Source organism: Persicimonas caeni (genome assembly GCF_006517175.1).
Lineage (GTDB): Bacteria > Myxococcota_A > Bradymonadia > Bradymonadales > Bradymonadaceae > Persicimonas > Persicimonas caeni.
Genome location: NZ_CP041186.1, coordinates 2,732,853 through 2,748,690 on the forward strand (window position 1 = coordinate 2,732,853; position 15,838 = coordinate 2,748,690).

9 protein-coding genes are annotated in these 15,838 nt (G+C 66.6%); 7 read left to right on the top strand and 2 right to left on the bottom strand.

Features of this window, described 5'->3' with window-relative positions:
• Positions 1–63: 63 nt before the first annotated feature.
• The 5 genes from FIV42_RS10050 to FIV42_RS10070 all read left to right on the top strand — a co-directional run bounded on the left by FIV42_RS10050 (position 64) and on the right by FIV42_RS10070 (position 8,370).
• Complete coding sequence (locus FIV42_RS10050; RefSeq protein ID WP_141197549.1) at positions 64–3,834, top strand: IPT/TIG domain-containing protein; 3,771 nt, start codon at positions 64–66, stop codon at positions 3,832–3,834.
• Positions 3,835–3,914: 80 nt separating this feature from the next.
• Complete coding sequence (locus FIV42_RS10055; protein WP_168210531.1) at positions 3,915–4,778, top strand: porin family protein; 864 nt, start codon at positions 3,915–3,917, stop codon at positions 4,776–4,778.
• Between the two features lie 451 nt (positions 4,779–5,229).
• On the top strand, positions 5,230–5,850 hold the full coding sequence (locus FIV42_RS10060) for a nitroreductase family protein (RefSeq protein WP_141197551.1): 621 nt from the start codon (positions 5,230–5,232) through the stop codon (positions 5,848–5,850).
• A 73-nt stretch (positions 5,851–5,923) separates the two neighbouring features.
• Positions 5,924–7,225, top strand: coding sequence for a thymidine phosphorylase (locus FIV42_RS10065; protein WP_141197552.1), 1,302 nt, complete (start codon positions 5,924–5,926; stop codon positions 7,223–7,225).
• A gap of 203 nt (positions 7,226–7,428) precedes the next feature.
• Entirely contained in the window at positions 7,429–8,370 is a 942-nt protein-coding gene (locus FIV42_RS10070) for a hypothetical protein (protein ID WP_141197553.1), read from the top strand.
• Positions 8,371–9,318: 948 nt separating this feature from the next.
• On the opposite strand, the gene FIV42_RS10075 is transcribed toward FIV42_RS10070, so the two are convergent.
• Positions 9,319–10,155: a 2-oxo acid dehydrogenase subunit E2 gene (locus FIV42_RS10075; RefSeq protein WP_141197554.1), complete on the bottom strand. Its 837-nt coding sequence runs from the start codon at positions 10,153–10,155 to the stop codon at positions 9,319–9,321.
• 121 nt (positions 10,156–10,276) lie between these two features.
• A complete protein-coding gene (locus tag FIV42_RS10080) occupies positions 10,277–10,546 on the bottom strand; it encodes a hypothetical protein (RefSeq protein ID WP_141197555.1) in 270 nt (89 codons plus the stop codon).
• A 187-nt stretch (positions 10,547–10,733) separates the two neighbouring features.
• Between FIV42_RS10080 and FIV42_RS10085 the strand changes: the two genes are divergently transcribed.
• Both FIV42_RS10085 and FIV42_RS10090 read left to right on the top strand, forming a co-directional pair.
• The gene (locus tag FIV42_RS10085; protein ID WP_141197556.1) at positions 10,734–13,076 is read left to right on the top strand and encodes a hypothetical protein; all 2,343 of its coding nucleotides are present in this window, start codon (positions 10,734–10,736) and stop codon (positions 13,074–13,076) included.
• A gap of 15 nt (positions 13,077–13,091) precedes the next feature.
• Positions 13,092–15,731 (top strand): lamin tail domain-containing protein, encoded by a 2,640-nt coding sequence (locus tag FIV42_RS10090; protein ID WP_141197557.1) that lies wholly within the window; start codon positions 13,092–13,094, stop codon positions 15,729–15,731.
• Positions 15,732–15,838: the final 107 nt, after the last annotated feature.

Genomic DNA, 15,838 nt, shown 5'->3' on the forward strand with positions numbered 1-15,838 from the left:
ACCATCAACCGTATTCTGAAAGATGCAATTGGAAGCTCTGGCCTGCTTGAAGCTGAGAGTCGAATGATGAAACGATCTCCGATGGTTGATGTTGGCAAACTCGTCCCGTGGCGCGTACCGCGTCACATGATTGGTCTCCTATTGATGGCCGGACTGGCCGTCAGTGGCTGCAGTGAAGAGGTCACCGGCCCGGACCCGGGCCTCGAAGACCCGGTGCAGGGTCAAGCGCTTCCGGTCAACCCCGGGATCATCTGCCAAGAGCAGCACCCCGAGGGAGGCACGCGCGTCGAGGTCACCGGCGAAAATATGGCGCCGGTGCCCGTCGACCTGCCGGGCAACCCGACGGTGGCGCTGCCGTCGCTGTCGCTGATCAAACAAGCCACGCTCGGCGGCCAAGCCGAGACGGGCACGACGATCACGTACGGCAGCGAGCCGGGCGAGACCAACGCCTCGCTGCTCAGCTGGGAGAGCCAGTCGTTGATGGCCTTCCAGGTGCCCAACAGCCTGACGTTGGGCGACGGCACCGACGGCATGCTCCCCACGGGCGTGTATGACGTGCAGGTGACCAACCCCAACGAGTCCGACGCGACCTCGATGGGTGCGCTTGCGGTCGCGCCGCGGCCCACCGTCGAAGAGGTCAGCCCCGGCCTTGTCTGCGTGGCTCAGGGGTCGGAGACGATCACGCTGACCGCCCAGACGGTGCTTCGCATCGGCGACAACCAGGCGGTCGTGCGCATCGGCGGCAACGAATTCACCGTCGACTCGACCGACGGCTGCACCCCGGTGGCCCACGAGGGCCTCGACGCCGAGTTCTGCGACACCGTCACCGTCACCCTCGAGCAGGGCAGCCTGCCGGCCGGCTTCCACGACGTGGTGGTCGCCAACCCGGAGACGGCTGCATGTGTGAGCGACCCGGCCGCCGACGCGGTCAGCCTGCGCGTGGTCGACGCCCCCGAGATCACCAGCATCGAGCCGGCCGCGCTTTGCAGCACCGAGCTTCCGGCCACCGTCACCCTGGTGGGCACCGGCTTTCTGGAGGTCGACGGCGAGCTTCCCACCGTCACGGTCAACGGCACCGACGTCACCGTCGACAGCATCGGCGGCACCTGTGAAGACCTCGAGACCCAGGGCGCCACGGTGCGCTCGTGCACCGAGGTCACCGTCACCCTGCCCGACGACCCGTCCATCTCGGCGGGCACCCAGACGACCGTCGAGCTGACCAACCCGGGCACCGCCGACTGCACCGGCCAGACCTCCACGCAACTGTCGGTCGCCGGGCCGCCCACGGTCACCGACGCACAGCCGTCCGAAATCTGCAGCGACCAGCCCGAGACGATCACGGTGTCTGGCACCGGGTTCGTCGACGGCGCCACCGTCACGGTGGGCACCGCGCAGGCGACCTCGGTCACCGTCAACAACGACGGCACCGAGCTGACCGCCGAGTTCAGCCAGGGCATCGCCCCGGGCACCTACGACGTCACCGTCGAGAACGCGCCCGGCTGCGGCGACACCCTCGAAGCGGCCATCTCCGTCGAGCCGACCCCGCTGGTCTTCTTCGTCGACCCGCCGGTCGTCTACAACGACATCGCCATCGAGGCGACGATCTTTACCACCGGCCTCGACGCCGCCGCCTCGACGGTCGAGGTGGTCGCCGACGACGGCACCGCCACCGCGTTGACCGGCATCCGCAGCCCGACGCGCTTCAACCGCATCCTGGGCACCATCCCCAGCGGGCTGACCCCGGGCGTCTACGACGTGCGCGTGACCAGCGACATCGGCTGTGCGGGCACCCTCGAAGACGCGATCACCATCACCGACACCACGACCATCGACATCGCCTCGGTCGAGCCGGCGTTCGTCTCGCCGACCGAAGCTACCGGCATCACGATCGCCGCCGACGCCAACTCCACGGCGCTGTTCGAGGCCACCCCGCGCGTCTACATCAACCCGAATCCGGCCCAGACCGGCGCGATCGCCACGGCGCTTCGCGCGGTCGAGTTCCAGGACGACCAGACCTTGAGCGCGGTCGTCCCCGGCGGGCTCAACCCGGGCACCTACGACCTCATCGTGGTCAACCCCGGCGGTGAAGTCGGCGTGCTCACCCAGGGCGTGACCGTGACCAGCGCCGAGCCGCCGCTCGTCACCGGCGTGCAGCCCGGCTCGTTCGACGCGGGCACCACGCCCACCGCCACGGTCTTCGGCGAGAACTTCCAGAGTGGCGCGACCGTCGAGTTCACCTGTGACCTCAACGGCACCACGAGCACCCCGTCGGTGGGCGCCTCCTTCGTCAGCGCCACCGAGCTGACCATCACCCCCGACCTGAGCAACGTGTCGGCGGGCAACGTCTGCCTGGTGCGCGTGATCAACCCCGACGGCGCCTCCTTCGAGTTCTCGGCGGTCTCGGTCAAAGAGCCGGCCCAGAACTTGTTCCCCTTCTCGACCACCAGCAGCATGCAGGAGCCGCGTCGCGCCCTCGGCCTCGAGGCGGGACGTCCCACCGCCACCAGCCGCTTCCTGTACGCCATGGGTGGTGACGACGGCACGCTGGCCAACGCCAAGACGAGCGTCGAGTCGGCGCGCGTGGGCGTCTTCGGCGCCCTGGGAAGCTGGTTCGACCAGCGCTACAGCCTGCCCGAAGCGCGCACCCTGGCGTCGACGGCGATCATCGGTCGCTACATCTACATGGTCGGCGGCAGCAACGGCACCAGCGCTCAGAACACCCTGTACCGCGCCCAGATCTTGGATCCGTTGGCCGGCCCCGAGGTCACCGACCTCGACGCCGAGTTGGGCGACGGCACCACCGGCCTCGACGGAGGCACCTGGTACTACAAGGTCTCGGCGACCTTCCCCGACACCGACCCGGACAACCCGGGCGGCGAGTCGCTCCCCGGCGAGGTGCTGAGCGTGCAGCTTCCCGACCGTCAGGAGAATATCATCCTGACGCTGACCTGGGATCAGGTGCCCGGCGCCGACGGCTACCGCATCTACCGCACCGCCGCGGCTGACGGCGACGCCGACAACGTCGAGCTTCTGGCCGAGGTCACCGACGGCACGACCACCAGCTACACCGACGACGGCCAGACCGCGGTCACCACGGGCACGGTGCCGCTCCCGCCCGGCTCGCTGGGTCAATGGCGTGACATGACCGGCTCGGCGCTGAACACCGCGCGTGCCAACCACGCCACCGTCGCCGTGCAGAACCCCAACGACGTCAGCCAGTACTTCCTGTACGCCTTCGGCGGGCGCGACGCCTCCGACACGCTGCTCGACTCGTACGAGTGGGCCACTGTCGACGTCGCCGCCGACGGCACCCAGACGGTGTCGGGCTGGACCACGGGCACGCGCACCATCGGCGCAGCCAAAGAAGGCCTGGTCGCCTGGACGGTCACCAACCGCGAGAGCGGCGATGTGGCCGCCGGCGAGACTTACATCTTCGTGGGCACCGGCTTTTTGGCCAACGGTCAGTCGACGGGCGCCATCTTGTCGGGCTTCCTCGACGCCACGAGCACCGACGGCGACCTGATGGCCTCGGCAGGCGGCACGCTCGACACCGAAAACGGTATCTCGACGGGCCGAGGTGGCGCCGTCGGCGCTGCGGCCAACGATTTCCTGTTCCTGTTCGCGGGTGGGCGAAACACCGCCATCACCAACGACCAGTCGACCGAGATCATCGCAGGTCCCGATCTCGACAACTGGAATGCACTCGGTGGAGGTAGCCTGCCGACGCCGCGCTTCTACCCGGCGCTGGCCTCCGAGAGCGCATTCTTCTTCGTCGCAGGCGGCGCCGACGACGCCGGCAACGCCCTCGACGTGGTCGAGCAGACGGTCAAATAAACGGGTGTGAGCCGGAGGCCCCACGGGTCTCCGGCCGGCAACCGAGCGCCGAAAGGCAAGACATCAATGGAGAAATGACGATGAAATCGATGATGCATATAAAACTATTGGCCCTGGCCGCCGTGCTCACCCTCGCCCCGGCCACCGCGTTCAGCCAGCAGATGGGAACTCCGCCGGAAGACGAGCAGCCGGCGGCGACGGAGACCGAGACAGACACTGAGACCGACACCGAACCGGAGGCTCAACCGGCCGAAGGCGAGGAGATGGCCGAGCCGATGGCCGAAGACGAGGCCGTCGAGCCGATGGCCGACGAAGACGCCACCGTCGGCGCCGAGATGGAAGTCGGCGCCGACGACGAGCTGATCTACCAGCAAGGCGGGCTCTCGGGCCTCGGCCTGGTCATCGGCGCCAAGGTCGGCGGCGGCTTCCCGCAGCTCACCAGCGAATTCGACACCACCTTCACCGGCGAGCTCGAGCTCGGCTACACCCTGCCGGTGCTCGACCGCAGCATCGAGGTCTTCTTGAGCGGCCAGTACGCCGCGCCCAGCTCCGAGGAGACCGAGGCCGGCCCCGACGAGCGCCTCCCCGGCGACGGCACCTGGAGCTACGAGGCCACGATGCACCAGGTCGTGCTCACCCTGGGCGGCCTGTACCGCCTCGACGTCGGCTCGGACCTGGTCGTCCCCTACGGCGCCCTGGGCGGACGGATGTACCTGTGGCAGACCGACGTCGACGGCGAAGCCGACGGCCAGCCGTTCGGCGAGTACGAAGAGCAGGACACCGACTTTGGCGGCTACGCGGCGCTGGGCGCCGACTTCTTCCTGGGGCCCGGTTCGCTTCTGGTCGAAGTGCAGTTCGGCTACGCCTCGGTCGATAACTTCATCTTGCGCGATACCGACACGGGCAGTTTGAACGCGGTGATTGGGTATCGGATGTTTTTGTAACCTGAAGCAACGCGTGGCTTCGTGATGCCCCGACGATTTGCTACGCGTTGCTTTTCGGCGCCCCCCATCCGCCTGGCGCTGTTTCGATTTGCTACGCGTTGCTTAGCGGCGCCCCCCATCTGCCTCGCGCTAAACAGCGCGCTCGGCACCTTCCCCGGGGGAAGGGATGCCCCTGCGAAAAGCTACGTGGTTCAGGCGCGCTAAGGCAGCCCTTCCCCCGGGGGAAGGTGTCTGGCGCGTTTTATAGCGCCAGACGGATGGGGGGCGCCACAAAGCAAAGCCTAGCTCTTCGCAGGCGCGAGGCGGATGGGGGGCGCCGCACGGCTACGCGCCCCATTGTCCTCACACAAAAACGCTCATTTTCCTTTTACGGGGATTGTTGCCTACCAAAACCGCATTACCATCGTTGGGTAAACAAAGCTGATTCCCAAACCACCCAACGAGGCCCCCAATGAGCACCGCCAAGAAGCACCCCAAAGCTCCCACGCCGCCCTCCAGCAAACTCGCCGCCACCGACCACCCGGTCCACGACCTCATCGCGCGTCGCTTCAGCCCGCGCGCCTTCGCAAACAAGCCGATCGACGACGCGACCCTGCGCTCCATCTTCGAGGCCGCGCGCTGGGCACCCTCGGCGTTCAACGCCCAGCCGTGGAGCTTTATCGTGGCGCGGCGCGAGGACGAAACAGCGTTCGAAAAGGCGTCGAGCATGCTCATGGACGGCAACAAGCGGTGGGCCACGGAGGCCGCCGCGCTGGTGTTGGTGATGGCGCAGACCCACGATCCCGAGACCGGTCGCAACTACAGCCACGGCCGCCACGACGTGGGCCTCGCCACCGGGTTTTTGCTCCTGCAGGCGCTCGACCACGACGTCTATGCCCACCCGATGGCCGGCATTCACCGCGACAAGATCGCCGAAGCGTACGGCATCCCCGAGCATTTCGAGCCGATCACGGCGCTGGCGCTGGGGTATCTGGGCGAGCCCGCCGACCTGCCCGACGACCTCGAAGAGCGCGAGCGTGCCCCGCGCAGCCGCCGCCCTCAGGACGACTTCGTGCACATGGGAGAGTGGTAGTTGCGTGGCCGCGTGCCGGCCACTACATTGGCTTCGTTGCAGATAATCTGAACCAACAGCACAACGAGGCACCATGCACGTTCCCGAACTCATCCGACGCAAACGAGACGGCGAAAAACTGAGCGCCGACGAGCTTCGCGCGCTCATCAAGGGCTATACCGACGGCGATATCCCCGACTACCAGATGGCCGCCTTTGCCATGGCCGTCTACTTCCAGTCGATGGACTCCGATGAGCTCGGCGCCTGGACCGACGCGATGCTGCGCTCGGGTGAGGTGCTCGACCTGTCGGATATCAGGGGCGTCAAGGTCGACAAGCACTCCACAGGCGGAGTGGGCGACAAGGTCTCGCTCATCCTCGCCCCGCTGGCCGTGGCCGCGGGTCTGAAGGTCCCGATGATCTCGGGACGCGGCCTGGGCCACACCGGCGGCACCCTCGACAAGCTCGAGAGCATCCCCGGCTTCGACGTCAACCAGCCGGTCGGCGAGTTTCGCCGCCTGGTCGACGACATCGGGCTGGGCCTGATCGGCCAGACCGGCGAAATCGCGCCGGCCGACAAAAAGCTGTACGCGCTGCGCGACGTCACCGCCACCGTCGAGTGCATCCCGCTCATCGCAAGCTCGATCATGAGCAAGAAGCTCGCCGAGGGCATCGACGCGCTGGTGCTCGACGTCAAAGTCGGCAGCGGCGCGTTCATGAAGGACGTCGACAACGCGCGCAAGCTGGGCGAGACGATGATCGGCATCGGCCAGGCGATGGGCACCGAGGTGCGCGCGCTCATTACCGACATGGACCAGCCGCTGGGCTTGGCCGTGGGCAACACCCTCGAGGTCGTCGAGTCGATCGCCACGCTTCGCGGCGAAGGCCCCGAAGACCTCACCGAGATCACCGTCGAACTCGTCTGCGAGATGCTCGACGCCGCCGACAAGGTCGACGATCGCGACTACACCAAAAAGATGCTCTACGAGCTTCTGCAAGACGGCTCGGCGCTGCACGTCTTCCGCGAGATCATCGAAGCCCAGGGCGGCAACCCCGAGGTGTGCGACGACCCGACGATCATGGGCGTAGCCGACCACGTGGTCACCTTCGGCGCCCCCAAGGCCGGCGTCATCGAACACATGAACGCCGAGCAGGTCGGCCTGGCCGCCCTCGAGCTGGGCGCCGGCCGCCACACCAAAGAAGACGACATCGACCCGGCCGTCGGCCTCGTCTTCCGCAAAAAGCGCGGCGAGACGGTCGAAAAAGACGAGCCCATCCTGGAAATCCACCACAACGGCAAGGGCCTCAAAGACTGCGTGGCGCGCCTGGAGAAGGCGATCCGCATCGGCGACGGCCCGGCCGACGACAAGCCGTTGATCATCGAGCGGCTGGGTTGAGGAGCATAATGAGTCGTGCTGCCTCACTTGGTGGGCTCGCCGCGCCTATTGGCTGCACTCTGATTGGGTTCACGCTGATTGCCTGTCAGCCAAAGCAGGTGAGAGAGCCCCAAGCGGCTCAGCGAGAATCCAGTGAGGCACCCTCCTCGTCGGAGCAGACGAAAGACGCCCTCGTCAGTCTCGAGGCGCGCCCCGAACTGGTGTTGCCGACGATATTCAGCCCTCTGTCACCGGTTCCGGGTCCCTACGTCGAGCTGGGACTCGACACCGTCGAAGTGGGTCGGTTCGAGATCGTCAGCGGCGAGCGCAAGGCCGACACCGACCCGTCTGCCAGTTTCCCGCGCACGGCGCTGACGGACGGGTCGACGGCGTGGAAAGAGAAGCTCTCCGGGCCGATCTCCATATCCCGAGACAAAGCCGAGCACTCGAACGAAGCGTTCGATCCCGTCCTGCGCGTGGCAGCTGACCACACCATTGGCGCACACGAGCTTCTGGCGTTGATGGTGGGAGCAGAGGATGTCGCCGGCATCCGCCGGTTCAAGCTCTTTGTGCGAGTGCCCGAAGTGGGCTTGGGCGTCACCAACATGACGCTGCTCGACCAGCTTCCCCCGACCGAACCGCCCGAGGGCTCGAAGCCCTTGCTGCTCACGATCGATATTTTGCCCGACGGCTTCACCGTCTCCTCGCCGCGCGCCACCTTGCCCCAAATCGAAGGATGTCCTTCGACAGGCCCCACGGTGTGTCGCCCCAAGACACAGGTCGACCCCGCCGCACTCGCGAAGGCTCGAGCGCTCCAGCGTGCCGGCAAATACGAGGAGAGTCGTCAAGAGGTGGCCGAAGTGCTGACGACCTACGACTGGCCGGGCCTCTACAGCAAACTCGTCGAGGTCAAGCGCGCCCATTTCAACGCGACGGTAGTCCATATTCGGCTCGGAGACCGAGACGTGCCGCTGGCGGTGCTCGCTCAACTCATCGACACGGCCCAGTACGGGTTGCGAAAGGCCGATGGACAAGATTGCACCGATGACTTTTCGAACTCCGAAGAACTCCTCGCAGCGGTTCCCTGCAAGAGGGGCGGAAGACTCGCGCCACTCTTTCCCGACGTGGTACTGCTGACGCAGTCCACGCCCACCAAGAAGAAGTGATGCCATGGATACAGGCATCCGGGGCCGAACAGAGAAATCGGCCCCTGGCGCCCTTCCTGCGGCGATCGACGCAACAAAATCGAAAATCTGCCGATAACCGTACTGAGAGGCATGAAGTCTCGTGGCCACGAAGCTGCTCTTCTCATGGGCGGGTGGGCCGTGCTCCTTCGGGAGCGCGGCCCCTGGCCTGGTGGCCGAGCCCTGTGGGCTTGGACGGTTCTGTTCGACAACTCCTCCCGTCGCCGAAGGCGGTTGATTCGTGCATCTTCGGCGCCCTCTGTCCTCGACGATGCTCCGCATCGCCTTCGTCAGACGGCGTCCGAATCTGCAGCGAATCCCCTCGCCTCGGCTCGGTCCGGAGGTGCCGAGCAGAACCTGGTCTGCGGCGGAAGCGGTTTTGCTCCGGTTCCGAAAAAGTGGGTGTCACGCGCGAACGTCTTCCGAAGGCCCGTCGGTTCGCGCAGGGTGCTCCAAGTTGCCCGGTGCGGCTCGCGGCGGGCGGTGTGTTTGCCTCGTGCAAACATGCCGAAGGCCGAGCACGTACCACCTGACAATTGCCGCAGCGGTTCCGGCGTTCCGATGAGTGAGAAGGTGGCAGTTCGGGCGTCGGCGTCGGGGTAGGCGCGTGCGCTGCGACCTATCCAAGGTGGCTTCAAAAACCGGAGCCGGCTTCGGCCGGCACAGCATGGCTGGCTGCGCGGTGCACCGGTCGAGCTGGTCGCTACGCCGGCCAACCTGGTCGCTACGCCGGCCAACCTGGCGGCTGCACCGGTCGAGCTGGTGGCTGCACCGGCCAACCTGGTCGCTACGCTGGCGAAGTTGGCCAAGGCCGAGCCAGAGCCGGTCGGTCAGCTCATGCAAAATGACATTTCGACACACCGGCTGTCGCGTTCATCGTGGCTCCGGACCGCACATTTGTGCCTACCGTCCGCTCCCCCACGAAAACCATTACGAAACAGGCACCGCCGTCGGCTCGCCTTCCGGCAACTGCGCCGGCTTGTCGGCTCCGTCGAGGGACCAGGGGTCCTCGAAGACTTGTCGGAAAGCGTTGGCGAGGGTGCCGAGTTGGTAGCCGTCGACGAAGCGGTGGTCGACGGTGGCGGTGATGGTCAGTTGCTCGCGCACGGCGAGCTCGCCGTCGATGACGGTGGGTTGCTCTTTGATGGCTCCCACCAGCAGATAGACGGGCACGCGGGCGAACGGCGTGGGCGGCGCGTAGCCCTCGTCGATGCCGAACATGCCGACGCTGGTGATGATGCACGAGCCGAAGGGGAATTTGTCGAGGCCGAAGTTCGACAGGTCGAGGCCCAGGGCGCTGGTCAGCCAGCCGACGAGCCACAAAAAGCGCGGCAGCATCCAGCGGGGCATCAACTTGAGCGGGCCTTTCGACTTTTCGAATTGCTCGTCGTTGCCGCGGCGCAATTTACCGGCCTGCTCGCGTAGCTCGCCGGCGATGTCGGCGACCGACTTCTCGTCGGCGCGCTCGACCTTGGCCTTGGCCAGGTCGGCGCCGTCCTCGACGGTGACCAAAAACGAGAGGTCGACCGTCTCGAAGGGCACGAAGCGCCGAAAAAGGATGCGCCCGTTGAGGCTCGGCTCCTTCTTGAGGGCCATGGCGGCGGCTTTGCCGACCAGGTGCGTGACGGTGACCTTCTCGCCGGTCGTTTGGCGCACGTGTTCGATGTAGCGCTGCGCCTCGGTGACGTCGAGGGTCAGCTTTCCGTAGATATTACCTTCCCGGGGCGACGCCCAGGTGGCGATAGCGAGCTTGCGTCGAAGGCTCATGGCAACAGACTCGAGATGGTAAAGGTACACCTCAGCCTAGCCTGCGAGCGTCGCGCCGTCGAGTTTTCTGTGCGGAGACTTGTGCCGGCTTCGATTGCCGGCAGCGAAGCGACCGGCCGATTCAGTTTTTGCGCAGCGGGGGCAGGTAGACCACGGCGCCATTTCGCACCTCCCGGCGCACCTCGATCCCCGCGCCCCACAACTCGTCGACCAAAAAGCCACTCTCGCAAAGGCCCAGGGCGTGGGCGAGCAGGCGGTCGGTGATGCCGTCGGGGTGCTCGAAGATGATCTCGAGCGCGTCGTCGGCGTCCTCGCTGATGAAGGCGAACTGCTTACCGGATTCCGGCTTGTTGAATTCCGGCTTGTTGAATTCTTCGGTGTTCTCGTCCACTGCATCCCCTGTTTGACGAGATGTTGAGCGCGCACGGCCCCCTCGCCGGCTGCGCTTCTTCTGTGTCTAAGGGACAAGCTAGACACTTTTGACAAGACGCGAAGCCGTGTAGGATAAGGTCTCTTTGTGACAGATGTATGACAGAGCAGTAATTGTGCGAAGTACAACGATATTTACCGTATTCGTCTTGACCGCGACCGTCGCTCTCGCTGCCGGTTGCGGTGGTGACGGCAAAGTCGTCTCCACTCCCAGCGAAGAAGACGCCGGCCCCGATATCGGCCCCGATGTGGGTGATGTCGGCGAGGACGCGGACGCCGCGCCCGACGCCGACGCGAGCCCTGATGCCGACGCCGACGTCGACCCGCCCCCGCAGGAACTCATCGGCCAGCTCAACGTGTCGCGTTGGCAGGCCGATGCGCTGTACGACTACCCGGAGTTGCACTCCACGGCGGTCTTCTCGCCGGCGCTCGCCGAAGCCGGCGTCGAAAACGCGCTCGGCTGGTTGGTCCGCAGCGAGGGGTGGCCCATCTTTTTGCCGCTCGGACACTGGTCGCTGCCCGCGGTCGGTGAGGCCGGCCCGATGCAGCCGGCGACGGTCGACGGGTTTGGCCTCGACGACGTGCTCGACGCGGGCATCTACGTCACCGTGGGTGAGCACTCGGTCGCCCACGTCGACGAGAATATCCTGGCCGCCCACGACACGCCGGTCTATCTGACGCTGCAAGAAGACGCGTTTTTGCACGCCGAGCGCCAGGACCCGGCGGTGCCGATGGACCTCGAGATCGACGGCGGCGAAGACATCTCGCGCCAGGCCCTCGAGGCGGCGGTCACCCTGCCCGAGCCGCTCGAGATCACAAGCCACGACACCTCGCAGCTCGTGCCGGTGCGGCGCGGCAAAGACGTCGTCGTCGAGTGGACGCCGAGCGCCGATCCCGACGACACCATCGTGCTGACCGCCGAGACCTGGGACGACGCCCATATGTGGCGCGTCGAGGACACCGGCCGCGCCAACTTGAGCGAGTTGATGCGCCAGGCGTCCATCGTCGTGCGCGACGCGCCCACGTTTTCGATCACCCGCCTGCTCGAAGACACCGTCCAGCTTCGCGAGGGGCGGCTTAAAGTCGTGAGCACCGCGCGCCAGTGGCTGTATGGCAAGCGCGTCAAGCCGTGGAAGATGGATCCGTTCGTGTGGCCTGCGGGCACAACCACCGAAGTGGAGTTGAACTGGTGGGACGGCGCCGTGCGGCCGAACGAGCTCGTGTTCGACCTGCCGGCCGGGGTGAGCGTGCAGAATATCCGGATGCTCGACACCGCCCACCACAGGATCGGGCTGACGGTCGAGGTCGATGCGGACGCCGAGCTGGGCGCCGTTGGCCTGAGCTTCGTCGACGATACCGGCCGCGCGGTCAACCTCGACGAGGCGGCGTGGGTGGCCGCGTCGCTGCCCGCCTCGGGCGACTGCCAGAGCGCACTCGACGAGGGGCCGCTGGCCGACGGGACTTACTTTGCGACCAACGATGGACTTTCGACCGGCGCGTTCGCCACCGACGACTGCCCTCTGGGCGACCCCACCGGACGCGAGCAGGTCATCCCGCTGCACATGAAGCCGGGCCAGACGCTCCACGCTCGCCTGCTCAACCAGCAGAGCCTCGGCACGATGTATATCGTCGGCGACTGCAGCGACACCTTGCCGGTGTATGCGTGCACGATGTCGCCGCGAAAAGAGCGCGCCGCCACGCTCAGCTACACCGCCTACTACGAAGAGGACATCTTGCTGGTCGTCGACAGCTACGGCACCGCCGACGGCCCCACCGAGCACTTCGCCGTCGACATCCGCCGAGGCCCCCAGCAGCCGTTCGTGGTCGCCCCGCCCGTGGTCACCGGCGGCGCGCGCTCCGAGGAGCTCGAGGTGGTCTCCTTTGCCGGCGACTTCGACGCCTCCACGGCGAGCTTCGACTTCGGCGCGGACGTCACCGTCGAGAATATCGACGTCGCCTTTGCGGACACGGCCTTTGTGACCGTGTCGGTGGCCACGCCGCTGACCAATCCGGGCCCGCGGGACGTGGCGACCCAGATCAGCGGGGTCGACTACACGGTCCCCGGGGCGCTGACGCTTCGCCCGTGGCTCAACCCGCAGACGACCTGCCAGGACGCCGCGGCGCTGACGCCGCTCGGCGAAGGTGAATACGAGGGACTCACCAGCGAATTCCTGGGCAGCCAGAACACCGTGTCGGTGGAGTCGTGCTTGGGCCAAACGGCCGACGCCCCCGAGGCGATCTTCCCGGTGGAGCTCGGCCCCTCGCAGACGCTACGCGCCCGGGTCGACATGCCCGGCGCCGACCCGGTGCTCTACTTGCTCGAGGCGTGTGACGGCGCGGTCTTGCAGTGCGCCGACGACCGCGCCCCGGGCGACCCGGAGTACCTCGAGTACACCGGCCCGCCCCAGGCGAGCACCGTGTACCTGGTCGTCGACGGCTACGGAGCCACCGACACCGGCGTGTATTACCTGAATATCGATTTTACGCTGTAAATATTGGATAGAACGATGAAGAGTTTGATGCTCCGAAAGCTGCTCGGCCTGGCCCTCTTGCTTGTCCTGAGCGGATGCCTCAACGCCGCCCCCGACGCCCCGGGCAGTGCCCAAGCGCCCGCCCCGGCCGACGAAAGCAGCCAGCAAGATGGCCGCCAGCAAGATGGTAGCCAACAAGACGACGGCCCGCAGGGCTGGCAGACCGTGCGCCGGCCCTACGTGATCGCCGACGGCGAGGTGCAGCTGCACTTTACCCGCCCGGGCATCGTGCGTGACGGCGGCGAAGACCCCGAGGCCGACGACGCCATCGCCGAGGCGATTCGCGGCGCGCAGACCAGCGTCGACCTGTGCCTGTACGAGTTCAACCGCCCCGAGATCGTCGACGCGGCCGTCGAGGCGGCCAACAACGGCGTAGAGGTGCGCTTTGTGGGCGACGGCGACGAGCTCGAAGACGAGGGCTACGTGCGCCTCGAGCACGCCGGCGTGGAGATGGCGCTTCGCAAGCCGCACGACCGCATCATGCACAACAAATTCGCGGTCATCGACAACCGCATCGTGTTCACCGGCTCGATGAACTACTCCGAGAACGGTGTGATGCGTAACAACAACAATTTGCTGCGCATCGAGAGCACCGACCTGGCCGACATCTACGCGCAGGAGTTCCAGCAGATGTACGACGAGCGCAAGTTCGGCCGCTCCAAAGAGCCGCTGGGGATCAGCCTGCCGGTGGGCATCGGCAACCGCCCCGCGGAGGTCTACTTCAGCCCGCAGGACGACGCCGCCGAGCGTGTGCGCGACCTGTTGCAGGAGGCGGACACGCGCGTCTTCTTCATGATCTTTAGCTTCACCCACGGCGACATCTCCGACGACCTCATCGCGCTGGCCGACAGCGGCGTCGAGGTGGTGGGCATCTTCGACGAGAGCCAGGCACGCGGCCGCTACAGCGTCGACGAGAAGCTCGCCGAGGCGGGCTTGCCGGTCTTTATCGACGGCAACGAAAACGCCATCGGCTTTGCGGGCGGAAAGCTGCACCACAAGGTCATGCTCATCGACCCGGGCACCGACTCCGACCCGGTGGTGGTCACCGGCTCGTACAACTGGTCGAAGAACGCCACCGAGAATAACGACGAGAATATCCTCGTGCTGCACGGCCCCGAGTACGCCGCGCCCTACCTCGAAGAATTCTGCAAGAACCTCGAGGTCGCCCGGCCCCACCCGGACATCCAGGTCAAGCCGCCCAACCCGTGCGCCAATCTGTTTACGCCGGTGCGCATCAACGAGTTCATGCCCAACCCCGACGGCGCCGACAGCGACAACGAGTGGGTCGAGATCGTCAACACGGGCACCGCGCCCATCGACCTGACCGGCTGGCAGTTGGGCGACGGGCTTCGCAAGGCCCGCCACGTCTTTGGCGACGTGGTGCTCCCGCGCGGCGGCTCGATCGTCGTCTACAGCGGCGGCGCGACCGCGCAGAACCCGCGCACCGTCGCCTCGACGGGGTATCTGGGGCTGGCGAATAACGCCGACGAGATCGTGCTGCGAGACGAGCACGACGTGGTCATCGACCGGGTGGCCTACAAGAGTGCCGAGTCGGGGATTTCGTTCAACCGCGACCCCGACGGGGGCAAAGAGGGCGACTTCGTGACCCACGACACGCTGGGCACCGGCCTCGAGAGCTCGCCGAACCGCCGCGCCGACGGCACCGCGTGGGCGGGCCAGCCGCAGGTCATCATCAACGAGCTCTTCCCCAACCCGTCGGGCACCGACGACGGCAACGAGTTCATCGAGCTGGTCAACGCGGGCAGCGCGTCGGTCAACCTGCAGGACTGGCAACTCGGCGACTCGGTCGCCGGCGACCGCCACGTGTTCAGCGCGCGCACCCTCGGCCCGGGCGAGTCGGTCGTGGTCTTCGACAGCGGCTCGCACACGAGCATCGCGAACGCGATCACCTCGTCGTCGGGCACGCTGTCGCTCAACAACACCGGCGACACCATCACGCTGGTCGACCACCTGGGCCGCCACGTCGACCAGGTCCAGTACGCCGGCTCGACCGACGGGGCGAGCCTCAACCGCCAGACCGACGGCAGCCCCTTGGCCGCGATGGTCGACCACGACACCATCGGCAGCGCGCTGGGAAGCTCGTCGCCGGGCACCCGCGTCGACGGCAGCCTGTGGACGCGCGCCGACCTGGAGACCCGCGTCATCATCAACGAGGTCTTCCCCAACCCCGACGGCTCGGACGCCGGCCAAGAATTCGTCGAGATCATCAACGTGGGCACCCAGACCGCCGACCTGAGCGGCTGGACGCTGGGCGACGCGGTCGTCTCGGACCGACACACCTTCCCCAGCGACACGCGCTTGGCGCCCGACGGCGTCATCGTCGTGTTCGACAGCGGCACCCACGACACGGTGTCAGGGGCCGTGTCGGCCAGCAGCGGCAACTTGTCGCTGAACAACTCGGGCGACGTGATCACCCTCTTCGACACCGGCGGTGAGCCGGTCGACGCGGTGCACTACGACAACGCGACGTCTGGCAAGAGTTTGAACCGCCTCGACGACGGCAACCCCGACAGCCCCCTCGACTACCACGACCAGGTGTCGGGCGCGGTGGGCAACAGCTCGCCGGGGCTTCGGGCGGATGGGTCGGCGTGGTGAGACCGGCTCTTGGGGGTTGGGGTCTCGAGCGTGCGCCTTGCAGGGGCTGTGGCCATTAGGCTGGAGTTTCGCCGAATTTGTCGGCGTTTTCTTCGGTGCGAGGGCAT